The sequence below is a fragment of the Martelella sp. K41-7 genome (genome assembly GCF_055808365.1).
In genome coordinates, this window is record NZ_CM147867.1 from 567,598 (window position 1) to 589,602 (window position 22,005).

15 protein-coding genes and 1 tRNA gene are annotated in these 22,005 nt (G+C 57.7%); 12 read left to right on the plus strand and 4 right to left on the minus strand.

What is annotated here, in order from left to right; genetic code table 11:
* The first annotated feature begins 46 nt into the window (after window positions 1–46).
* From AC0L7L_RS02685 to rpoC, 11 genes are all read left to right on the plus strand, one after another.
* Complete coding sequence (locus AC0L7L_RS02685) at window positions 47–2,635, plus strand: mechanosensitive ion channel domain-containing protein (RefSeq protein WP_473511764.1); 2,589 nt, start codon at window positions 47–49, stop codon at window positions 2,633–2,635.
* Between the two features lie 136 nt (window positions 2,636–2,771).
* Entirely contained in the window at window positions 2,772–5,285 is a 2,514-nt protein-coding gene (locus AC0L7L_RS02690) for a GcvT family protein (protein ID WP_473511767.1), read from the plus strand.
* A gap of 213 nt (window positions 5,286–5,498) precedes the next feature.
* Window positions 5,499–5,574, plus strand: a tRNA-Trp gene (locus tag AC0L7L_RS02695).
* Between the two features lie 170 nt (window positions 5,575–5,744).
* Entirely contained in the window at window positions 5,745–5,945 is a 201-nt protein-coding gene (gene secE, locus AC0L7L_RS02700; protein WP_473511769.1) for a preprotein translocase subunit SecE, read from the plus strand.
* A 23-nt stretch (window positions 5,946–5,968) separates the two neighbouring features.
* Entirely contained in the window at window positions 5,969–6,544 is a 576-nt protein-coding gene (nusG, locus tag AC0L7L_RS02705; RefSeq protein ID WP_473511771.1) for a transcription termination/antitermination protein NusG, read from the plus strand.
* A gap of 96 nt (window positions 6,545–6,640) precedes the next feature.
* Window positions 6,641–7,069 (plus strand): 50S ribosomal protein L11, encoded by a 429-nt coding sequence (gene rplK, locus AC0L7L_RS02710; protein ID WP_272210155.1) that lies wholly within the window; start codon window positions 6,641–6,643, stop codon window positions 7,067–7,069.
* 5 nt (window positions 7,070–7,074) lie between these two features.
* A complete protein-coding gene (rplA, locus tag AC0L7L_RS02715; RefSeq protein WP_272210156.1) occupies window positions 7,075–7,770 on the plus strand; it encodes a 50S ribosomal protein L1 in 696 nt (231 codons plus the stop codon).
* A 345-nt stretch (window positions 7,771–8,115) separates the two neighbouring features.
* A complete protein-coding gene (gene rplJ, locus AC0L7L_RS02720) occupies window positions 8,116–8,634 on the plus strand; it encodes a 50S ribosomal protein L10 (protein WP_272210157.1) in 519 nt (172 codons plus the stop codon).
* Window positions 8,635–8,698: 64 nt separating this feature from the next.
* Window positions 8,699–9,073, plus strand: coding sequence for a 50S ribosomal protein L7/L12 (gene rplL / locus AC0L7L_RS02725; protein WP_272210159.1), 375 nt, complete (start codon window positions 8,699–8,701; stop codon window positions 9,071–9,073).
* A gap of 194 nt (window positions 9,074–9,267) precedes the next feature.
* Window positions 9,268–13,410: a DNA-directed RNA polymerase subunit beta gene (gene rpoB / locus AC0L7L_RS02730; protein WP_473511775.1), complete on the plus strand. Its 4,143-nt coding sequence runs from the start codon at window positions 9,268–9,270 to the stop codon at window positions 13,408–13,410.
* 191 nt (window positions 13,411–13,601) lie between these two features.
* Window positions 13,602–17,810 carry a DNA-directed RNA polymerase subunit beta' gene (gene rpoC, locus AC0L7L_RS02735; RefSeq protein WP_473511777.1) on the plus strand — a complete coding sequence of 1,403 codons (4,209 nt, stop codon included), beginning with the start codon at window positions 13,602–13,604 and terminating at the stop codon, window positions 17,808–17,810.
* Window positions 17,811–17,883: 73 nt separating this feature from the next.
* Here the strand turns inward: rpoC and AC0L7L_RS02740 are convergent, their stop codons facing one another.
* From AC0L7L_RS02740 to AC0L7L_RS02755, 4 genes are read right to left on the minus strand one after another with little or no spacing between them, the layout of a single operon-like run.
* A complete protein-coding gene (locus AC0L7L_RS02740) occupies window positions 17,884–19,029 on the minus strand; it encodes an ABC transporter permease (protein WP_272210160.1) in 1,146 nt (381 codons plus the stop codon).
* Window positions 19,019–19,954 carry an ABC transporter ATP-binding protein gene (locus AC0L7L_RS02745; RefSeq protein ID WP_473511779.1) on the minus strand — a complete coding sequence of 312 codons (936 nt, stop codon included), beginning with the start codon at window positions 19,952–19,954 and terminating at the stop codon, window positions 19,019–19,021. The genes AC0L7L_RS02740 and AC0L7L_RS02745 overlap by 11 nt, the downstream gene beginning before the upstream one ends.
* Window positions 19,954–20,916 (minus strand): HlyD family secretion protein, encoded by a 963-nt coding sequence (locus tag AC0L7L_RS02750; protein WP_473511781.1) that lies wholly within the window; start codon window positions 20,914–20,916, stop codon window positions 19,954–19,956. Before AC0L7L_RS02750 ends, AC0L7L_RS02745 begins: the two co-directional genes overlap by 1 nt.
* A complete protein-coding gene (locus AC0L7L_RS02755; protein ID WP_473511783.1) occupies window positions 20,913–21,539 on the minus strand; it encodes a TetR/AcrR family transcriptional regulator in 627 nt (208 codons plus the stop codon). Before AC0L7L_RS02755 ends, AC0L7L_RS02750 begins: the two co-directional genes overlap by 4 nt.
* A gap of 199 nt (window positions 21,540–21,738) precedes the next feature.
* Between AC0L7L_RS02755 and AC0L7L_RS02760 the strand changes: the two genes are divergently transcribed.
* On the plus strand, window positions 21,739–21,993 hold the full coding sequence (locus tag AC0L7L_RS02760; protein ID WP_272210166.1) for a hypothetical protein: 255 nt from the start codon (window positions 21,739–21,741) through the stop codon (window positions 21,991–21,993).
* Window positions 21,994–22,005 lie beyond the last annotated feature (12 nt).

Here is a 22,005-nt window from a genome sequence, read left to right on the forward strand (position 1 = left end):
CGGTCATGGACGGGCTGGAAACCGCTTAATCGAGGGACGTGATTTGATGCAGCTTACGGCGATAAGGGAACCTTTCAGGCTCGCCTTGTTGATTGCGGCGTTGTTTTATACGTTTGCCGTTTCGCCCGCTTTCGCTCAGCAGACGGCGACGTCGCCACAAGCGGTGGCGGCGTCCAAGGGCACCGGACAAAAACCGAATGACGCTGTCAGCCAGCCGAGCACTCCTTTCGTCGCCGATACTGTAAACACACTTGACGGCTATGCCAGTACGCTTTCAGCCATATCGGAACAGGTTTCCGGCGTCAGCAATAGCGATGATTCACTCGCAAAACTTCAGCTGCAGGTCGATCAGCTTCAGGGTGAGCTCTCCAAGGTCGAGACCGCCATTCAGGCCAGGCTTGGCGAGGTCCGTGCCCAGTTGACAGAGCTTGGGAGCGCGCCAGGACCTGGAGAGAGCCCGGAGCCGGAAGTGACAACGCGGGAGCGCAACGCGCTTCTGGCGCAGCGCTCCGAAATCAATACGCTCGCTGAGCGTGTAGGCAAGCTTGCGACCTCCGCCGAGGAAATCTCCGATACTGTTTCCCGGATCAGACGCGAGCAGTTTGCGCGTGCGCTTTTCAAACATACCGATCTGGCGGCGTTGTTTTCGACCGATTTCACGATGCTCTGGCAGGGGCAGCTTGCGGCCTCCAAATCATCTTACGGCGGCTGGCTGCGTTTTATCTGGCAGTCGAAACGTATTCAGTTCATCGGGGCCAATCTGCTCTCGATTCTGGCTGCATTTTTTGCCTACCGGGTTTCCACAAACTTTGTGGAACGCACGAAACTCGATCTCCAGATGGAGGAACCCGATTATGTGATCCGGCTGCTTGCGGCCTTCTGGACGACCGTCATTCCTTGTCTCGCGCTGTTTGCGTTTCTTGCTGTCTCCTATGTTCTCTTTGTCGGTATGGGGATTTTCCTGCCGGACGTGCAGCGCTTTGTGCTGCAGACCTATATTTCCGGTGCGATCATTTTTTTCGTCTTCTTGCTGTCTCGCAATGTGCTGACGCCTGGCCGGCCGCAATGGCGACTGATGCCGATCGGCAATGCAGCCTCGCGTAATCTGATGATCGCCTTTGCTGCGATGGCCTTCATCAACTGGGGCGATATTCTGATTGGCGTGTTGAATGATACGCTCGACGTGGGCGTCCAGCTGGATGTCCTGCGCAGCCTGATATCCTCGGTGCTGATCGGCGGCATCCTGGTGGCTATTTCCTTCATCCGTCCACGTACACCGGTCCATGCGGAGATAAAGCACACGCGGGCGATTGATATTCTGTTCCCCTCCGTAATTGCATTTTCAGCCCGTCTCGTCGGCCTGTTCGTCGTCCTTTGCGCACTTGTCGGGTATATTGCGCTTGCACGCTTTGCCTCTCAACAGGTGGTGCTCACGGGCGCCGTGCTGATCACCATGTATATCGGCATATTGGTAGGGCAGGCCGTCTCTCAAGCAGGCAGCATCGCTCGCACCAGCTTCGGGAAAAACCTGGTTGAGCGATTCCAGCTTTCCGCTGTGCGTGCCGATCAGTTGTCGCTTCTGGGCGGATTGTTGATCTATGCGCTGACACTCCTGATCGGTATTCCGCTCATCCTTCTGTCATGGGGGGTGCGCTATGAGGAAATGCGTTTGTGGGCAGCCAGCAACCTGACCTCGGTCACGGTCGGCTCCATCACGATTTCGCTCGGCGGCATTCTGATCGGGATATTGCTGTTCATCGGCGGGTTTCTCGCAACCCGCTGGTTCCAGGGCTGGTTCGACAATAATGTGCTGTTGCGCTCGCGCGCGGATGCCGGCGTCCGGAACTCGGTCAAAACCGGCATCAGCTATCTCGGAATCGTTGTGGCCGGGCTTCTGGCGATTTCGGCCGCCGGTGTCAATTTGTCGAGTCTTGCGCTGGTGGCGTCCGCTCTTTCGATCGGTATCGGCTTCGGCCTTCAGACGATCGTGTCCAACTTTGTTTCCGGCCTGATCCTGCTCGTGGAGCGCCCCTTCAAGGTCGGCGATTGGATCGTGTCCGGTTCAACGGAGGGCTTCGTGAAGCGCATCTCGGTGCGCGCAACCGAAATCGAAACCTTCCAGCGCCAGTCGATTATTGTGCCGAATTCCGAACTCATCAACGCTTCCCTCGGAAACTGGATGCACCACAACCAGATGGGGCGCTCGGAAGTGGCCATCGGGGTTTCCTATGACAGCGATCCGCGCAAGGTGATGGACATTCTGATGGATATCGGCACCAGTCACCCGCTGGTGTTGCAAAACCCGGAACCGTTCGTGATCTTCATGGGGTTCGGCGAATCGACGCTCGACTTCGAGGTGCGTGTCTATCTGGCCGACGTTTTCAACGGCATTGCCGTGCGCAACGATATCCGCGTGGCGATCTTCGAGCGCTTCAAGGATGAGGGGATTACCATTCCCTATCCGCAGCGTGACCTGCATATCATTCCGCAAAAGGAGCGTCGTGATGAGCTGGCGGATTCGATCCGCAAGCACAGGAAACGCGATGCTCCCGAAGAGCACTCCGAGCCGGAGGTGGTCTCCAAACCAATGTTCGACCATCCAGATGCCGGAAATGATGACGGTGGCGAGCGCTGAGCCTAAAATCAGCCGCGTCGCGCCCGCAAGACTGCATGTCGCAAACGGGCTGTTTCCGCTCTCCCACCCGTTGCATAGTCTTCAGGAACAACGCCCGACAGACGGGCGGTCAAGACAAGCTTGAGAGGCGGAACGGATGACAACGAAGACTAGGGCTCTGGTGATCGGTGGCGGTGTTGTCGGCGTATCAACGCTTTATCATCTGGCGAAGAAGGGCTGGGACGATGCCGTTCTGATCGAGCGCAAGGAGTTGACCTCCGGCTCGACCTGGCATGCCGCCGGCCTGCTGCCGCTTTTCAACATGAGCTATTCCGTCGGCCAGCTTCACAAATATTCGGTGGATCTCTATTCGGCGCTGGAGGAAGAGACTGGTCTGAACGTCGGCTTCTCGAAGGTGTCCAATATCCGCCTTGCGATGACCAAAGACCGGATGGACGAATATCTTTACTATTCGGGCATTGCTGAAACCATCGGCGTCGATTTCAAATTCCTCACACCTGAGGAGGTCAAGGAGGTCTGGCCGCTGTGCGAGACCGATGGCATCCTCGGCGCTATCCAGCATCCCGATGACGGCTATATCCAGCCCGCCGATCTGACTCAGGCCTTTGCCAAGGGCGCGCGCGACAATGGCGGGCGTATCCTGCGTAACACCACCGTCACCGAAATCCGTCAGAACGCCGATGGCACGTGGCATGTGGAAACGGACAAGGAAGCTTTCACGGCTGATCATGTGATTTCCTGCACCGGCAATTTTGCCCGCCGTACCGGCGCCATGGTCGGCCTTGATATTCCGGTCATCCCGGTGGAGCACCAGTATGTCGTCACCGAGCCTCACCCCGACATTCTGGAGCGGAAGAAACAGGGCCTTCCGGAAATGGGGGTTTTGCGTGAATCCGACAGCGCCTGGTACATGCGTGAGGAAGCTGGCGGCCTGATCCTCGGGCCTTATGAAGTCGGTGCGCCGGTCTGTTATGTCGACGGGCCATCCGACGACAGCGAGTACGAGCTGTTCCAGGAAGAACTTGACCGGCTGATGCCGCATATCGAAACGGCGATGGCGCGGGTTCCTGCCTTTGCCGAGGTTGGCATCAAGAAGGTCTATAACGGCGCGATTGCCTATACACCGGACGGCAACCCGATTGTCGGGCCTGCGCCGGGCCTGAAGAATTTCTGGCTCAACGAGGGTCATTCCTTCGGCATCACAGCCGCCGGCGGCGCTGGCTGGCAGTTGGCCGAATGGATCGTCGACGGCGAGCCGACGGTGGACCTTGCCGGTGTCGATCCGCGCCGCTTCGGGCCTTACGCCACCGAGGGCTATCTCATTGCCAAGAATGAGGAGGCCTATGCCAATGTCTTCACCATGCACTACCCGGATGAGGAGCGTTCGGCCGCGCGCCCGCTGAAGACCGCGCCGGTCTATGAGCGGCTGAAGGCGCTTGGCGGGGTGTTCGGCTCCGTTTACGGCTGGGAGCGCGCCAACTGGTATACGCCGGAAGGCTATGCTCTCGATGAGAGTGAACTTGGCGTTGGTGCCGATGTTATCACCGCGCACAATCACGCGCCGCCGCTTGATGATGGCCGCATTGTCGAAAAATGGTCGTTCCGGCGGTCGAACTATTTCGAGCATGTCGGCAACGAGGTGAAGCACGTCCACGAGAAAGTGGGCATTCTCGACATGACACCGTTTGCAAAGATGGAGGTTTCAGGCCCCGGCGCGCGTGAATTTCTCGATTCTATCTTCGCCAATGCCGTGCCGAAAAAGCGCGGCCGTATCGCGCTGTGCCATCTTTTGGGCGGTCAGGGCGGTGTACGCGCGGAATTCACGCTCTATGAATGGGCGCCCGGCCGCTTCTATCTGGTCTCCGGCGCGGGGCTGGAAGCCCATGATCACGACCTTCTGGCAAGACTCGCGCCGACTGACGGTTCCGTCACGCTGAAGCCGTTGACCATGGAGATGGGCGTTCTTGTCATTGCCGGACCGAAATCCCGTGATCTTTTGAAAAAGCTGACGCGAACGCCGCTGGAAAATGCCGACTTCGGCTGGCTCACGGGCCGACCGATTTCGATCGGTTCCGCAAGCGCCCACGCGCTTCGGGTCAATTTCGTCGGCGAACTTGGTTGGGAACTGCATCATCCGATCGCGATGCAGCCTTATATATTCGACCAATTGATGGAGGCCGGAGCCGAGTTCGACATCAAGCCCTTCGGTATTCGCGCCATGGGTGCCATGGCATTGGAGAAATCCTATCGCGCCATGCAGCGAGAAATGTCGATCGAATACACCGCCTACGAATCGGGCCTCGACCGCTTCGTCAAGCCGAAGAAGGATTTTATCGGCAAGGAGGCGCTGCTGTCGAAGAAGGAGGCGGGACTTTCCGCCGTATTCTCGACGCTCGTCGTTGACGGGGTGACCGATTGCGATGCGCGCGGCTCCGAAGCGATCTATGATGCTGACGGCAAGCTGGCTGGTCGCGCGACCCAGGGCGGCTTCGGCTGGCGCATCGGCAAGTCGATTGCGCTGGCAATGCTGAGCCCCGCCTATGCGACGCCGGGGACAAAGCTCAAAATCCGCATTCTCGGTGAACTCTTTGATGCGACCGTCGTTGAGGAAAGCCCGTTCGATCCGGACAATGAGGCGCTGAGGGCCTGAGTCGGCCTGGAAGGAGTGTCACATGCCTTTTTTTGTTACGCCTGAACCCAGCTAAAAATGCCTGTCGTCCGGTGAGCAGGCGAAAGTCATGTATTTCATGGCCTTCTGTGGAGTTTCCTTGAAAAACACTCTTGCCAAGACGGCGTCATCCCCGTAAATGGGGCGCCAGATCGGATCAGGCGGCGCGGTGACGCAAGCAGCCGGATGTGATGAAGGGGTATAGCTCAGTTGGTAGAGCGGCGGTCTCCAAAACCGCAGGTCGTAGGTTCGAGCCCTACTGCCCCTGCCAGTTTAGCGGTTCTGCAAATGCCTGGCATGGCAGGGCGCGTTGACGCTATCGAAGAAATTTTCGTTTTTCTCTTGTCTGAGCGAAAAACGATGATATGTAATGCAAAACAGACTCGCGGTGCGTGGAGCTGGTTACTTCCGCTTTACGTGCCGTAAAGGTGTGGGCAGTTTATGGCATCGAAAACCAATCCATTCACGTTTCTGCAGCAAGTGCGTGCTGAGACGACTAAAGTCGTTTGGCCTTCCCGGCGCGAAACTGTGATCTCGACCCTTATGGTCATGGTTATGGTGGTTGTGGCGGCGCTCTTTTTCTTCGCTGCTGACCAGCTGATGAGTTTGGCGATGAATTTCATCCTCAACCTCGGCGCCTGATCGGGAAAAAGGGGAGAAATAAAATGGCTATGCGCTGGTATATTGTTCATGCTTATTCCAACTTCGAAAAGAAGGTGGCGGAAGCAATCGAGGAGAAGGCCAAGCAGAAGGGCCTCGATCATTTCTTTGATCGTATCCTTGTTCCGACCGAAAAGGTCGTGGAAGTCCGTCGTGGCCGCAAGGTCGATTCGGAGCGCAAGTTCTTCCCCGGGTATGTTCTGGTGCGGGCTGATCTCAATGACGAGGTCTTCCATCTGATCAAGAACACGCCGCGGGTTACCGGTTTTCTGGGGAGTGATCAGAGGCCTGTTCCGATCCCGGATTCAGAGGCTGATCATATTCTCGGTCAGGTTCAGGAAGGTGTCGAGCGCCCGAAGGCGACCGTGTCTTTCGAAATCGGCGAGAATGTCCGTGTCTCCGATGGTCCGTTCGCCTCCTTTAATGGTGTCGTTCAGGATGTCGATGAGGAGCGTGCCCGCCTGAAGGTCGAAGTTTCGATCTTTGGTCGCGCAACCCCGGTCGAGCTGGAATACAGCCAGGTCGAAAAGTTTGAGTTTTTGCCCTTCGGGGCATTTCGCGTGGAAGAGCAGGGCGCTTAGCCGGTGTCCCGGAAGCTCGTACCACGCAACCGCAGCCGCCGGCAGATGCCGGCATGAAGGGCCGGGTATCCGGTCCGAGATGAGAAAGGCAGAGTAATGGCTAAGAAAGTTGCAGGCCAGCTCAAGTTGCAGGTCCCGGCAGGTTCGGCAAATCCGTCGCCGCCGATCGGTCCCGCACTTGGTCAGCGCGGCATTAATATCATGGAATTCTGCAAGGCGTTCAATGCCGCCTCGCAGGAAATGGAAAAGGGCATGCCGATCCCGGTAATCATTACCTATTACCAGGACAAGTCCTTTACCTTCGTCATGAAGCAGCCCCCGGTCTCCTACTTCCTGAAGCGGGAAGCGAAGCTGAAGAAGGGTTCGCAGACGCCGGGCAAGTCGAGCGCCGGTTCGATCTCTTCAGAGCAGGTCCGCAAGATTGCGGAAGCGAAGATGAGCGACCTCAACGCCGCCGATATCGAAGGCGCAATGCGCATGGTTGAGGGTTCCGCCCGCGCCATGGGCCTGGAAGTGACGGGTTGATAGCCATGACCAAGATTGCAAAGCGTATTCAGAAGACCCGTGAGGGCATCGACGCCGACAAGTTCTATCCGCTTGCTGAGGCGGTTAAGTTGGTCAAGGAGCGGGCCACCGCCAAGTTCGACGAGACCATTGAAGTTGCTATGAATCTCGGTGTTGATCCTCGCCATGCGGACCAGATGGTTCGCGGTGTTGTCAACCTGCCGAACGGCACAGGTCGCAGCGTTCGCGTTGCCGTTTTTGCCCGTGGCGCCAAGGCTGATGAAGCCAAGGAAGCCGGTGCTGACGTCGTTGGTGCGGAAGATCTTGTTGAGCAGGTTCAGGCCGGCAACATCGATTTCGACCGTTGCATCGCCACCCCGGACATGATGCCGCTCGTCGGTCGTCTCGGTAAGGTTCTCGGCCCGCGCGGCATGATGCCGAACCCGAAGGTTGGTACGGTTACCATGGACGTCAAGGCGGCGATCGATGCCTCCAAGGGCGGCGCTGTTGAGTTCCGTGTCGAGAAGGCCGGTATCGTCCATGCTGGCGTCGGCAAAGCTTCGTTTGCCGAAAGCGCGCTGGAAGAAAATATCCGCGCCTTTGCTGATGCCGTCGTCAAGGCAAAGCCGGCTGGCGCCAAGGGCAATTACGTCAAGCGCGTGGCTCTGTCGTCGACGATGGGGCCTGGCGTCAAGATCGACTTCTCGTCGGTCAATGCCTGATTTTGCGAATTTCCGGAAGGTAGACTTTCGGTGACAAGTTTCCGGGCTCCAGGGCCCGGAAAAACCCGGGATGAAAATCCCGGTTTCCTGTCCGAGATTGCAGGTGGGCAACCTTAATTCATTGCCTGCATGAGACGGGTGAGACCCAATTTTTCCGCGATGGACGATGAAGATCCTCCCGCGGTTTAGTTCGGTTCGAACCTGGTGTGCCTTGGCGCTTGAGAAATCGCGCGCTGAAGGGGGGCAGGATCCTCGAGCGTCGCTTGGGATCTTGGATAGAACAAGTCCCTTGCGGCAAAGGCAACCGACAGGTCCGGTTTTGGACCTGTCAACTGGAGATAGGCAGTGGAAAGAGCGGAAAAACGCGAATTCGTCACGGAACTGAACGAAGTCTTTAAGGCTTCGGGCTCGGTTGTCGTGGCCCACTATGCCGGTGTCACCGTTGCGCAGATGAACGTATTCCGTTCGAAGATGCGTGAAGCGGGAGGCACTGTCAGAGTCGCGAAGAACCGCCTGGCCAAGATTGCCCTTCAGGGTACGGAGTCCGAGGGAATGTCCGATCTGTTTACAGGTCAGACGCTCATCGCATTTTGCGATGACCCGGTGACGGCTCCGAAGGTCTGCATGGATTTCGCCAAGACCAACGACAAGCTCGTTGTTCTCGGTGGTGCCATGGGGGCAACCGTGCTCGATGCTGATGGTGTCAAGTCGCTTGCGACGATGCCTTCGCTGGACGAGCTGCGTGCGAAGCTGGTTGGTATGATCCAGACCCCGGCAACCCGTATCGCGACGATTGCTTCTGCACCCGCAAGCCAGCTTGCGCGTGTGCTCAATGCCTACGCCACGAAGGACGAAGCCGCTTGAGGCGGTTTTTCGCTGTTTATGAAATTTCGACCCAGTTCGAACCAAACACCTAAGGAAGACTGACATGGCTGATCTCGCCAAAATCGTAGACGAACTTTCTGAACTGACAGTTCTTGAAGCCGCTGAATTGTCCAAGATGCTCGAAGAGAAGTGGGGCGTTTCCGCCGCTGCTCCGGTCGCTGTTGCTGCTGCTGGCGGTGCTGTTGCTGCCGAAGCTGCTGAAGAGCAGACCGAATTCGATGTTGTTCTGGCTGAAGCCGGTGGCAACAAGATCGGTGTCATCAAGGAAGTCCGTGCCATCACCGGTCTCGGTCTCAAGGAAGCCAAGGAACTCGTTGAGAGCGCTCCTAAGGCTGTCAAGGAAGCCGTTTCCAAGGGCGAAGCTGAAGAACTCAAGGCCAAGCTGGAAGCAGCCGGCGCCAAGGTTGAGCTCAAGTAAGCTTTTATATCTGTTCTGCGGGCGGGCGATTGCCTGCCCGCAGGACGAAAACTGATGTGAAGCCATTACCCAAAGTCCCGTTTCGGGCCTTTGGGTAATGGGTTCTCAAGAAGACCTCTCGAATAACGACGGAACCGACTGGCCATCGGTACCCGTCTGTTGCAGGCCCGGATGCAGATTGACAAGGAGCGACGATGGCTCAGACCCTTTCCTTTAATGGTCGCAGGCGCGTACGCAAGTTCTTCGGAAAAATTCCGGAAGTGGCGGAGATGCCGAACCTCATCGAGGTTCAGAAGGCGTCTTACGACCAGTTCCTGATGGTGGATGAACCCAAGGGTGGTCGTCCCGATGATGGGCTGCAGGCGGTCTTCAAGTCCGTCTTCCCGATGACCGATTTCTCGGGCGCTTCGATGCTCGAATTCGTTTCCTACGAGTTCGAACAGCCGAAGTTTGACGTCGAGGAGTGCCGTCAGCGCGACCTGACTTATGCAGCGCCTTTGAAGGTCAAGCTGCGCCTGATCGTGTTCGATATCGACGAAGATACCGGCGCCAAGTCGATCAAGGACATCAAGGAGCAGTCGGTCTACATGGGCGATATGCCGCTCATGACCAACAATGCGACCTTCATCGTCAACGGTACCGAGCGTGTTATCGTTTCGCAGATGCACCGTTCGCCGGGCGTGTTCTTTGACCATGACAAGGGCAAGAGTCATTCCTCGGGCAAGCTTTTGTTTGCCGCTCGCGTGATCCCGTATCGCGGTTCCTGGCTCGACATCGAGTTCGATGCCAAGGACATCGTGCATGCGCGTATCGACCGTCGCCGCAAGATACCGGCCACGTCGCTTCTGATGGCGCTCGGTATGGATACCGAAGAGATCCTCGAGACGTTTTACGAGAAGGCGGTTTATGAGCGTGACGGCGACGGCTGGAAAGTGCCGTTCTCGCCGGAGCGGCTGCGTGGCCAGAAGGTCATCACGGATCTGATCGATGCCGATACCGGCGAAGTCGTGATCCAGGCTGGCAAGAAGCTGACCCCGCGCATGCTCAAGAAGCTTGCTGAGGCTGGCCTCAAGGCGCTGAAGGTCACCGATGAGGAGCTTTACGGCACCTTCCTTGCTGAGGATATCGTCAACATGGAGACCGGCGAGATCTTTCTCGAAGCCGGCGAAGAACTTGACGAGAAGAACATCGCCAGCGTGATCGAGCAGGGCCTGGACGAGCTTTCGATCCTCAACATCGACCACGTCAATGTCGGCGCCTATATCCGCAATACGCTGGTTGCTGACAAGAACGAAAATCGCCAGGATGCGCTGTTCGATATCTATCGTGTGATGCGCCCGGGTGAGCCGCCGACCATGGATTCGGCCGAGGCCATGTTCAATTCGCTGTTCTTCGATTCCGAACGCTACGACCTTTCCGCCGTTGGTCGCGTTAAGATGAATATGCGTCTCGAGCTCGATGCGCCGGACACGATGCGTGTGCTGCGCAAGGAAGATATTCTGGCTGTCGTAAAGACGCTGGTTGATCTTCGTGATGGCAAGGGCGAGATCGACGATATTGATAATCTTGGCAACCGCCGTGTCCGTTCGGTCGGTGAGCTGATGGAAAACCAGTACCGTCTGGGCCTGCTGCGCATGGAGCGTGCGATCAAGGAACGCATGTCCTCGATCGAAATCGACACCGTGATGCCGCAGGATCTGATCAACGCCAAGCCGGCTGCTGCCGCCGTGCGCGAGTTCTTCGGTTCTTCGCAGCTGTCGCAGTTTATGGACCAGATCAACCCGCTTTCGGAAATCACCCACAAGCGTCGTCTTTCGGCTCTTGGACCGGGTGGTCTGACGCGCGAACGTGCGGGCTTTGAAGTCCGCGACGTGCATCCGACCCATTACGGTCGTATCTGCCCGATCGAAACGCCGGAAGGCCCGAATATCGGTCTGATCAATTCGCTGGCAACGTTTGCACGCGTCAATAAGTACGGTTTTATCGAGAGCCCGTATCGCAAGATCGCTGAAGACGGCACATTGACCTCTGAAGTGATCTATCTGTCGGCTATGGAAGAGGCGAAGTACTACATCGCGCAGGCCAACTCGGTGATGACCGATGAAGGCAAGTTCGAGGACGAGTTCGTCGTCTGCCGTCATGCCGGTGAAGTGATGCTGGCACCGCGTGAAAACATCAACCTGATGGACGTTTCGCCGAAGCAGCTGGTTTCGGTCGCTGCCGCCCTCATTCCGTTCCTGGAAAACGATGACGCCAACCGCGCTCTGATGGGCTCGAACATGCAGCGTCAGGCCGTGCCGCTTCTGCGCGCTGAAGCGCCGTTCGTCGGTACCGGCATGGAGCCTGTTGTGGCGCGCGATTCCGGTGCTGCCATTGGTGCCAAACGTGGCGGTGTGGTCGACCAGGTCGATGCGACGCGTATCGTTATCCGCGCCACGGAAGATCTGGATGCCTCGAAATCGGGCGTTGATATCTACCGTCTTATGAAGTTCCAGCGTTCCAACCAGAACACCTGCGTCAACCAGCGTCCGCTGGTGCGCGTCGGGGACTTCGTTAACCAGGGCGACATCATCGCCGACGGTCCGTCGACAGATCTTGGCGATCTGGCGCTCGGCCGCAACGCGCTGGTCGCGTTCATGCCCTGGAACGGCTACAATTACGAGGATTCGATCCTGCTTTCCGAGCGGATCGTTTCGGATGATGTCTTCACCTCGATCCATCTGGAAGAATTCGAGGTAATGGCCCGCGACACCAAGCTCGGCCCGGAAGAAATCACCCGTGATATTCCGAATGTTTCGGAAGAAGCGCTGAAGAACCTTGATGAGGCCGGCATCGTCTATATCGGTGCTGAGGTTCATCCTGGCGACATTCTGTGTGGCAAGATCACGCCGAAGGGCGAAAGCCCGATGACGCCGGAAGAAAAGCTTCTGCGCGCCATCTTCGGCGAGAAAGCCTCCGACGTTCGCGACACCTCGATGCGTATGCCGCCCGGCACCTTTGGTACGGTCGTTGAAGTCCGCGTGTTCAACCGTCACGGCGTCGAAAAAGACGAGCGTGCGATGGCAATCGAGCGCGAGGAAATCGAGCGTCTTGCCAAGGACCGTGACGACGAACAGGCTATCCTGGACCGTAACGTGTATTCCCGTCTTTCGGACATGCTGCGCGGTCACACGGCGATTGCCGGCCCCAAGGGCTTCAGGAAGGGCGCACAGCTCTCTGATGAAGTCATCGGTGCTTACCCGCGTTCGCAGTGGTGGATGTTCGCTGTTGAGGACGAAGAAGCGCAGGCTGAACTCGAAGCGCTTCGCGGCCAGTACGACGAATCCAAGAATCGCCTTGAGCAGCGGTTCATGGACAAGGTCGAAAAGGTCCAGCGCGGCGATGAAATGCCTCCGGGCGTGATGAAGATGGTCAAGGTCTTCGTTGCTGTGAAGCGCAAGATCCAGCCGGGCGACAAGATGGCCGGCCGTCACGGTAACAAGGGTGTGGTTTCCCGCATTCTGCCTGCCGAGGACATGCCGTTCCTGGAAGATGGAACCCATGTCGATGTCGTGCTGAACCCGCTTGGCGTTCCGAGCCGAATGAATGTCGGCCAGATCCTCGAAACCCATCTGGCCTGGGGTTGTGCCGGCATGGGCAAGCGGATCGGTGAGATGCTTGAAGAGTATCAGGAAAACAACGACATCGCGCCGTTGAAGGAAACGCTGACCCGGGTCTATGCATCGGAAGCCAAGGACGAAGTCTCGAATTTCGATGACGAATCCCTGTTGCGTCTTGCCGATGAAGCAAAGCGCGGCGTTTCGATCGCCACGCCGGTCTTTGACGGTGCGCATGAGGGTGATGTTTCCGAGATGCTGTCATGGGCGGGTTACGATCCGTCGGGTCAGTCCGTGCTCTATGACGGACGTACCGGCGAGCCGTTCGACCGCAAGGTGACCGTGGGCTACATGTACATGATCAAGCTCAACCACCTTGTCGACGACAAGATCCACGCCCGTTCGATCGGTCCGTACTCGCTCGTGACCCAGCAGCCGCTGGGCGGTAAGGCGCAGTTTGGTGGTCAGCGCTTCGGCGAAATGGAGGTCTGGGCGCTTGAAGCATATGGTGCCGCCTACACGCTGCAGGAAATGCTGACCGTGAAGTCGGACGACGTTGCCGGTCGTACCAAGGTCTATGAAGCCATCGTCCGTGGCGATGATACGTTCGAAGCCGGTATTCCGGAGAGCTTCAACGTTCTCGTCAAGGAAATGCGCTCGCTTGGCCTTTCCGTCGAGCTTGAAAACCGTGCTGAAGAGTCCGGTGCAGAAGCAGACGAACTACCGGACGCAGCGGAATAGAGAACAAAAACGGTGCGCCCGCCGCCAAAAGCCGGGCGCACCAATGACACGGCAGGCTGGTTGGTAAGCATGCAATGTCATTTTGCCGCATTTCGCGGCTAGAACCGTTTTAAGAGACAGAAAACCGGCATCGGGGTTTGGCCGGATTTCTCTGTCAGCAAGGGCGATGCCGCCCAGTCAAGGAGACAGGCATGAACCAAGAGGTCATGAATCTTTTCAATCCGCAGGCACCGGCCCAGGTCTTCGATTCGATCCGGATCTCGATCGCCAGCCCGGAAAAGATCCTTTCCTGGTCTTATGGCGAAATCAAGAAGCCGGAAACGATCAATTACCGTACATTCAAGCCTGAACGTGATGGCCTGTTTTGCTCGCGCATTTTCGGTCCGATGAAGGACTATGAGTGCCTGTGCGGCAAGTACAAGCGCATGAAATACAAAGGCATTATCTGCGAAAAATGCGGTGTTGAAGTCACGCTGTCGCGTGTTCGCCGTGAGCGCATGGGCCATATCGAGCTGGCCGCACCCGTTGCCCATATTTGGTTCTTGAAGTCGCTGCCGAGCCGCATTTCGACGCTGCTCGACATGACGCTGAAGGATGTCGAGCGCGTTCTCTATTTCGAAAACTACATCGTCACTGAGCCAGGCCTGACGGACCTGAAGGAAAATCAGCTCCTGTCGGAAGAGGAATACATGCTGGCCGTCGATGAGTTCGGCGAAGACCAGTTTTCTGCCAATATCGGTGCAGAAGCGATCTATGAAATGCTTGCCGGCATGGATCTTGAAAAGATCGCGGGCGATCTGCGTGCAGAGCTTGCCGACACTACGTCGGATCTGAAGCAGAAGAAGTTGATGAAGCGGCTCAAGATCGTTGAGAATTTTCTCGATTCCGGCAACCGCCCGGAATGGATGATCATGAAGATCGTTCCGGTGATCCCGCCTGATCTGCGTCCGCTTGTGCCGCTGGATGGCGGTCGTTTCGCGACGTCGGACCTCAACGATCTCTATCGTCGTGTGATCAACCGTAACAACCGCCTGAAGCGTCTGATTGAGCTCCGCGCGCCGGGCATCATCATTCGCAACGAAAAGCGGATGCTGCAGGAATCCGTCGATGCGCTGTTCGACAACGGTCGTCGCGGCCGCGTCATCACCGGGGCCAACAAGCGTCCGCTGAAGTCGATTTCGGACATGCTCAAGGGCAAGCAGGGCCGGTTCCGCCAGAACCTGCTTGGCAAGCGTGTGGACTATTCCGGCCGTTCGGTCATCGTGACCGGTCCGGAACTGAAGCTGCACCAGTGCGGCCTGCCGAAAAAGATGGCGCTCGAACTGTTCAAGCCGTTCATCTATGCTCGTCTTGATGCCAAGGGTTATTCCTCGACCGTCAAGCAGGCGAAGAAGCTGGTTGAAAAAGAACGTCCGGAAGTCTGGGATATCCTCGATGAGGTCATTCGCGAACATCCGGTGCTTTTGAACCGCGCGCCGACCCTTCACCGTCTTGGCATTCAGGCATTCGAACCGATCCTGGTCGAAGGCAAGGCTATCCAGCTTCATCCGCTGGTCTGCACCGCCTTCAACGCCGACTTTGACGGCGACCAGATGGCCGTTCACATCCCGCTGTCGCTCGAAGCGCAGCTGGAAGCGCGCGTGCTGATGATGTCGACCAACAACATTCTGCATCCGGCCAATGGTCTTCCGATCATCGTTCCGTCGCAGGACATGGTTCTCGGTCTCTATTACCTTTCGATCATGAATCAGAATGAACCGGGCGAGGGCATGGCGTTTGCCGATATGGGCGAACTGCACCATGCACTTGAAAACAAGGTCGTCACGCTGCATTCCAAGATCAAGGGTCGTTTCAAGACGGTCGATGAGGACGGCAACGAAGTCTCGAACATCTATGAGACCACGCCCGGCCGCATGATCATTGGCGAGCTTCTGCCGAAAAACGTCAACGTGCCGTTCGAGACCTGCAATCAGGAAATGACCAAGAAGAACATCTCCAAGATGATTGATACGGTCTACCGTCACTGCGGGCAGAAGGACACGGTTATCTTCTGTGACCGGATCATGAGCCTTGGCTTTGGTCATGCCTGCCGCGCCGGTATTTCCTTCGGCAAGGATGATATGGTCATTCCTGATGCCAAGCACACAATCGTCGCCGAGACGGAAGCCTTGGTGAAGGAATACGAGCAGCAGTATAATGACGGCTTGATCACTCAGGGCGAGAAGTACAACAAGGTTGTCGACGCCTGGGGTAAGGCGACTGAAAAGGTTACCGAAGAGATGATGGCGCGCATTAAGGCCGTCGAATTCGACCCGGAAACCGGTCGCCAGAAGCAGATGAACTCGATCTACATGATGAGCCATTCCGGTGCGCGTGGTTCGCAGAACCAGATGCGTCAGCTTGGCGGGATGCGCGGTCTGATGGCCAAGCCTTCCGGTGAGATCATCGAAACGCCGATCATCTCAAACTTTAAAGAAGGCCTGACCGTGAACGAGTACTTCAACTCGTCGCACGGTGCCCGTAAGGGTCTTGCCGATACCGCTTTGAAGACGGCGAACTCGGGTTATCTGACCCGTCGTCTCGTCGACGTGGCACAGGACTGCATCGTCAACACCGCCGATTGTGGGACGGACAAGGGCCTGACCATGACAGCGATCGTCGATGCCGGTCAGGTGGTGGCTTCCATCGGTCAGCGTGTGCTTGGGCGTGCGGCTCTGGTCGACATCGAGGATCCGGTCACCGGTGAGCTGATCGTTGAGGCCGGCCGACAGATCCACGAGCCGGATGTCGTCAAGATCGAAGCTTCGGGTATCCAGTCGGTGCAGATCCGTTCGGCTCTGACCTGCGAAGTCCAGACCGGCGTCTGCCAGGTCTGCTATGGTCGTGACCTTGCCCGTGGCACACCGGTCAACCTCGGTGAGGCTGTCGGCGTCATTGCCGCTCAGTCGATCGGTGAACCCGGTACCCAGCTGACCATGCGTACCTTCCACCTTGGCGGTACGGCGACCGTGGTTGACCAGTCGTTCCTGGAATCGTCCTACGAGGGCAAGGTGCGCATCAAGAACCGCAATGTTCTGCGCAATTCCGACGGCGTTCTGGTGGCAATGGGCCGCAACATGGCGGTCCAGATCCTCGACCAGCGCGATCAGGAGCGGTCTTCGCAGAAGGTCGCCTATGGTTCGAAGCTGTTCGTCGATGACGGTGACGCGGTCCGCCGTGGCCAGCGTCTTGCCGAGTGGGACCCCTATACCCGCCCGATGATGACGGAACTTTCCGGTACGGTCGAGTTCGAAGACCTCGTCGAAGGCCTGTCTGTCACCGAAACGACGGACGAAGCCACCGGCTTCACCAAGCGTTCGGTCATGGACTGGCGTTCAACGCCGCGCGGTGCTGATCTGAAGCCGGCAATCGTCATCAAGGACGAGAACGGCGAAGTCATGAAGCTTGCGCGTGGCACCGAGGCTCGCCTGCCCCTGTCGGTGGATGCGATCCTGTCGGTCGAACCGGGCCAGAAGGTCAGCCAGGGTGACGTGCTTGCGCGTTCGCCGCTGGAAAGCGCCAAGACCAAGGATATTACCGGTGGTCTGCCGCGCGTTGCGGAACTGTTCGAAGCCCGTCGTCCGAAGGACCATGCCGTGATCGCAGAGATCGACGGTACGATCCGCTTCGGCCGCGACTACAAGAACAAGCGCCGCATCCAGATCGAGCCTGCAGAGGACGGTGTCGAGCCCGTGGAATATCTCATTCCGAAGGCCAAGCCGTTCCACCTTCAGGACGGTGACTATATCGAAAAGGGTGATTACATCCTCGACGGTAACCCGGCTCCGCACGACATCCTTGCGATCAAGGGCGTCGAGGCGCTGGCGTCCTATCTCGTTAACGAGATCCAGGAAGTCTATCGTCTGCAGGGCGTGATCATCAACGACAAGCACATCGAGGTGATCGTTCGCCAGATGCTGCAGAAGATCGAGATCACCGCTTCGGGTGACAGCGGCCAGATTACCGGCGATATCATCGAGGCGATTGCCTTTGACGATATGAACGAGGAACTGGTGGCTCAGGGTAAGCGGCCCGCCGAAGGCGAGCCGGTGCTGCTCGGGATCACCAAGGCTTCGCTGCAGACGCCGTCCTTCTTCTCGGCTGCGTCCTTCCAGGAGACCACCAAGGTTCTCACGGAAGCTGCAATTGCCGGCAAGGTCGATACGCTGCAGGGCCTGAAGGAAAACATCATCGTCGGCCGTCTGATCCCGGCCGGTACGGGACGTGCCATGGGGCAGGTTCGCCGCATTGCTTCCACGCGAGACGACCTCATCGTCGACGCCCGCCGCAAGGCTTCCGGCGCCGACGAGGCAACCCCGATGCTGTCTTCCATGAACGAAGAGCCTCAGCCGGGCGAATAAGCCCAGCCACAATGACTGAAGAAAGGCCCGGTGCGAAAGCGCCGGGCCTTTTTGGTTTTCGGGAGAGGGCGTGTCAGTCCAGCGTCTTGTTGAACCGGCTGACGGCGATGGCCATGGCGACGAGCGCGATCACCGCCAGCATGACGCTGTCGAAGCCGAGCACGGTGATATCAGCGCCCTTCAGCATGATGGCGCGCACGATGCGAAGATAATGCGTAAGCGGCAGGGCTTCGCCGAGATATTGCGCCCAGCGCGGCATGCCGTCGAAGGGGAACATGAAACCCGAGAGCAGAATGCTCGGCAGGAAGAACATCATCGACATCTGAACGGCTTGAAGCTGGTTCTTGGCAATGGTGGAGAATGTGTAGCCGATTGAAAGATTGGTGATGACGAAAAGCAGGGTCAGAAGTGCCAGTGACCACGGGTCACCAAGGATCGGCACGTCGAAGATCAACAGGCCCGAGGCGATGATCAGTGCGGCCTGAAAAGCGCCGACAAAGACATAGGGCATGATCTTGCCCAACATGATCTCGATCGGCCGGATCGGCATGGCGAGCAGGTTTTCCATCGTGCCGCGCTCGATCTCGCGGGTCACGGCAAGGGCGGTGAAGATCAAAAGCGTCATCGTCAGGATCGTGCCAAGCAGGCCGGGCACGATATTGAGTGTCGACTTGCCCGCCGGATTATAGCGGCGGTGCTGGATGATGTTGAACGCCGGCTTCTGCGGTTCTGCGATGGTGATGCCGTGAAGGCCCGCCAGCGATGTCGAAACGATGCCCGAAAGCGCGCCGAGAGCGGACGAAGCGGCAACAGGATCCGTCGCGTCCGCCGCCACCAGCAGGGAAGGCGAAAGCCCGCGCCTGAGGTCGCGCTCGAAATCCGGCGGTATTTCGACGACAAACAGCACCTCACCGGATTCCAGCACCCGGTCCATTTCCGCATCGCTGGTGACAATCCCGGTAATATCGAAGAAATCGGTGTTCTCAAGCGATGCCAGAATGGCGCGCGAGGCATTGGTGCTTTCGCTGAGCATGACGGCGGTCGGCAGGTGGTGCGGCGTGGTGTTGATGGCGAAGCCAAACAACAGCAACTGCATGATCGGCAGCATGATCATCATGCCCATGGTCAGCCGGTCACGTGTCATCTGGATAAATTCCTTGACCGTCATCGCCCAGAAACGCCTGACGGACGCCAAGGGTTGCGCCCTGTCACCCGTCATTGAAATTATCCTTCGACGCATTCATCATGTAAATAAAGGCATCCTCCAGGGTCGCTTCGCCCGGGCGGCACTGGGTGTCGGGTCGGTCCCGATAGGGTTGGATCGCGCGCTCAAGCGCTGCCCGGTCATGGCCGCAGACATGAAGCGAAGAGCCGAACGGCGCCACCAGATCGACGCCTTCTGCGGTTTCCAGTTCTGCCTGAAGCTCGTGCACGTGGGCGCCGGTAATCAGGTAGCTTTCCAGGTTTGAGGCGGCGACCACCTCCTTCACCGTGCCTGTCACCATCAGCTTGCCATAGGCCATGTAGGCGATCTCGTGGCAGCGTTCGGCCTCATCCATGTAATGGGTGGAGACCAGAACGGAGAGCCCCCCTGCGGCGAGGGCGTGAATCTGCGCCCAGAATTCGCGGCGCGCCTTGGGGTCGACACCGGCCGTCGGCTCGTCAAGGAGGAGAAGGTCGGGATCGGGGAGCGTGCAAGCGCCGAGTGCAAGGCGCTGTTTCCAACCGCCGGAGAGATTGCCAGCAAGCTGTTTCTCACGCCCGCCTAGCCCGAGCCTTTCGATAGCGTCGGAAACCTTTTGACTCGGTTTGGTGAGCCCATGGATGCGGGCAACGAAATCGAGGTTTTCCCGAATGGTAAGGTCCTGGTAGAGCGAAAAACGCTGGGTCATGTAGCCGACATGCCGTCTCAAGCGCTCGCCGTCGCGGATGATGTCATAGCCAAGGCATGTGCCGGAACCGCTGTCAGGTGTCAAAAGACCGCAGAGCATGCGGATGGTGGTTGTCTTGCCTGACCCATTTGGCCCGAGAAAGCCATGAATTGTACCCTTGCGGACATTCATGGTCAGATGATCGACGACGGTGCGCCCGCTGAAACTTTTGGTCAGATCCTGAACCGAGATCACATTGTCTTCTGCAGACATCAGTTGCTCTCCGCCTGAATGTTGACGGGAAGCCCCACGGGCAGGGCAGCAGGGTCTGTCGGTCGGGCTTCGAGGCGATAGACCATCTTGGCCCGCTCCTCGCGCGAGAAGATTTGCGGCGGGGTATATTCGGCGTCTCGGGCGATGAAGGAAATAGTGGCGTTCTGAGGCGAACAATTGTCACAAGTGACGCTGACGTGATCGCCGACCTTCAGCGAAGCCCGTTCGCGCTCGGGCACGAAGAATTCAATCTTGATGTTGTCCGGTGGCAGAAGCGAGACGACCGGGCGCCCCGCCGGCACCACTTCGCCGGTGCGGTAGTAGATCTTCTCGATGCTGCCGGCAGCCGGCGCTGCAACGGTCTTGAGCGCGAGCATGGCGTGTGCTGCCGAAAGCTCGGATTCTGCTGCGGCAACGCTCTGTTCCGCCTGTTCGATCTGCTGGACGCGCTCGGGCAGCTTACCAAGCGCGATCTGCGCTTCAATCTTGTCGAGCGCGGCCTTGGCCTGTGCATAGGCACTGACGGCATTATCCAGATTTGCCTTTGTGCCACTTTGTTGTTCGAATAGAGATTTGGCGCGGGTGAGCGATTTTTCCGTGTATTCGAGAGCCGCCGTTGCCTCCTTGCGCGATGCTTCCAGCGCGTCGAGCTGTTCCTGCCGGTCCTGCGGCGCCTTTGCCAGCGCAAGTGCGGCTCTTGCCTTTTTGAGGTTGGCCTTTGTGGTTTCAACAGTGGCCCTCTCGGCGTCGGCTTCAAGGGTGAACAGCGTTTGGCCTTGATCGGCCATATCGCCTTCGCTCACCGTTAGCTGTGTCAGTCGCGCCGTATTGGCGGCACCGATGTAAAGCGTGTCCGCCTCTATCCAGCCCAGCCAGCCATGGTTCTGGACAGGCCGGAAAATGGAATAACCGAACCCAGCTGCGGCAGAGAGCAGAATGATGGCGATCAGAATGCGCTTCATGGGGCTTCCCCTTCAGCAGGTTTGAACAGCGTATCCAGATAAAAATCGAATGCGGCATCGAGATCGAGGTCGCCATAACGGGCGAAATTGGCATCCCAGACCACCGATAGGAGGGCAGGTGCGAAAATGACCTGCGGTGCCTTGAGCACATGAACAGAGCGCAGTTCGCCCTGCTTCTGGGCCTTCTCCAGAACGCGGACAATCAGTGTCAGTCCGGAGCGGATGATGTTTTTATGGTAAAATTCGGCAATGTCTGGGAAATTCCGCATCTCCATTACCATCAGCCGCACCAGGTCGCGCTTTTCTGTGGCAAGGATTTCGGTCTTCAGCAGCTGAAAGAAGATGCCGAGGGTTTCGCGCGGGCTTAAGTCGGTTTCTTCAAACGTCGACGAAGCTGCCATCAGAAGCGGGCCGAGTGCATCGCTGATCAGCGATTTGAACAGGCTCTCTTTGTCCGGAAAATACAGATAGACCGTACCCTTGCCGATTTCGGCGCGTCGGGCAATGTCCTCGATCCGGGCATTGGCAAAGCCTTTTTCGGAAAAGACAGCAAGGGCGGCGTCCAGAATGGAATTCCGGCGCACTTCGGGGGCGAGAGACTTGCGCTTAGGTGGCGTGTTCATGGGTTTTCGACGTTCACTAAGATATGACTGACCAGTCAGTCATATTGGAAAAGGTCACTGGATGCAAGTATTATAAGGGGCATGGGGTTTCGCCATGCGAGAACGGCGCCTGGTAGCAGAAGCGGACGGCTCTCGGTTCAGGTTCACCCCGGGCAGCCTGCCATATGGGCAAGGCGGCAAAACGGTCGCAGGATTGGCGATGGACGAAAGCGACATTCCCTCAGGTTACGCGCCGCTTTGCAATGCGCTTTTGTTTCAAGTCATTGCCCGTTCAGTTTTTATTCTCGAACAATCTCCGGACAAAAAATACAGTGATGATGCAACGCAGCAATATGGTGGGCTTTCGGGCTTGCAGGTTGAAATGAAAATGTATAGTACCCACCGGTACGGATCGCCCGGCACACGGCCATACTTGCCGTTATGCCTGATGAGGGCCGATCCTTTGACAAAGTAGCAGGAAACACCA

Bases quoted from the DNA above. Each gene is read 5' to 3' on its own strand.
- rplL (WP_272210159.1), top strand. From the start codon at position 8,699: ATGGCTGATCTCGCCAAAATCGTAGACGAACTTTCTGAACTGACAGTT.
- AC0L7L_RS02740 (WP_272210160.1), bottom strand. From the start codon at position 19,029: ATGACGGGTGACAGGGCGCAACCCTTGGCGTCCGTCAGGCGTTTCTGG.
- AC0L7L_RS02690 (WP_473511767.1), top strand. From the start codon at position 2,772: ATGACAACGAAGACTAGGGCTCTGGTGATCGGTGGCGGTGTTGTCGGC.
- AC0L7L_RS02755 (WP_473511783.1), bottom strand. From the start codon at position 21,539: ATGAACACGCCACCTAAGCGCAAGTCTCTCGCCCCCGAAGTGCGCCGG.
- rpoC (WP_473511777.1), top strand. From the start codon at position 13,602: ATGAACCAAGAGGTCATGAATCTTTTCAATCCGCAGGCACCGGCCCAG.
- AC0L7L_RS02760 (WP_272210166.1), top strand. From the start codon at position 21,739: ATGGACGAAAGCGACATTCCCTCAGGTTACGCGCCGCTTTGCAATGCG.
- AC0L7L_RS02745 (WP_473511779.1), bottom strand. From the start codon at position 19,954: ATGTCTGCAGAAGACAATGTGATCTCGGTTCAGGATCTGACCAAAAGT.
- rplA (WP_272210156.1), top strand. From the start codon at position 7,075: ATGACCAAGATTGCAAAGCGTATTCAGAAGACCCGTGAGGGCATCGAC.
- rpoB (WP_473511775.1), top strand. From the start codon at position 9,268: ATGGCTCAGACCCTTTCCTTTAATGGTCGCAGGCGCGTACGCAAGTTC.
- rplK (WP_272210155.1), top strand. From the start codon at position 6,641: ATGGCTAAGAAAGTTGCAGGCCAGCTCAAGTTGCAGGTCCCGGCAGGT.
- AC0L7L_RS02685 (WP_473511764.1), top strand. From the start codon at position 47: ATGCAGCTTACGGCGATAAGGGAACCTTTCAGGCTCGCCTTGTTGATT.
- secE (WP_473511769.1), top strand. From the start codon at position 5,745: ATGGCATCGAAAACCAATCCATTCACGTTTCTGCAGCAAGTGCGTGCT.
- AC0L7L_RS02750 (WP_473511781.1), bottom strand. From the start codon at position 20,916: ATGAAGCGCATTCTGATCGCCATCATTCTGCTCTCTGCCGCAGCTGGG.
- nusG (WP_473511771.1), top strand. From the start codon at position 5,969: ATGGCTATGCGCTGGTATATTGTTCATGCTTATTCCAACTTCGAAAAG.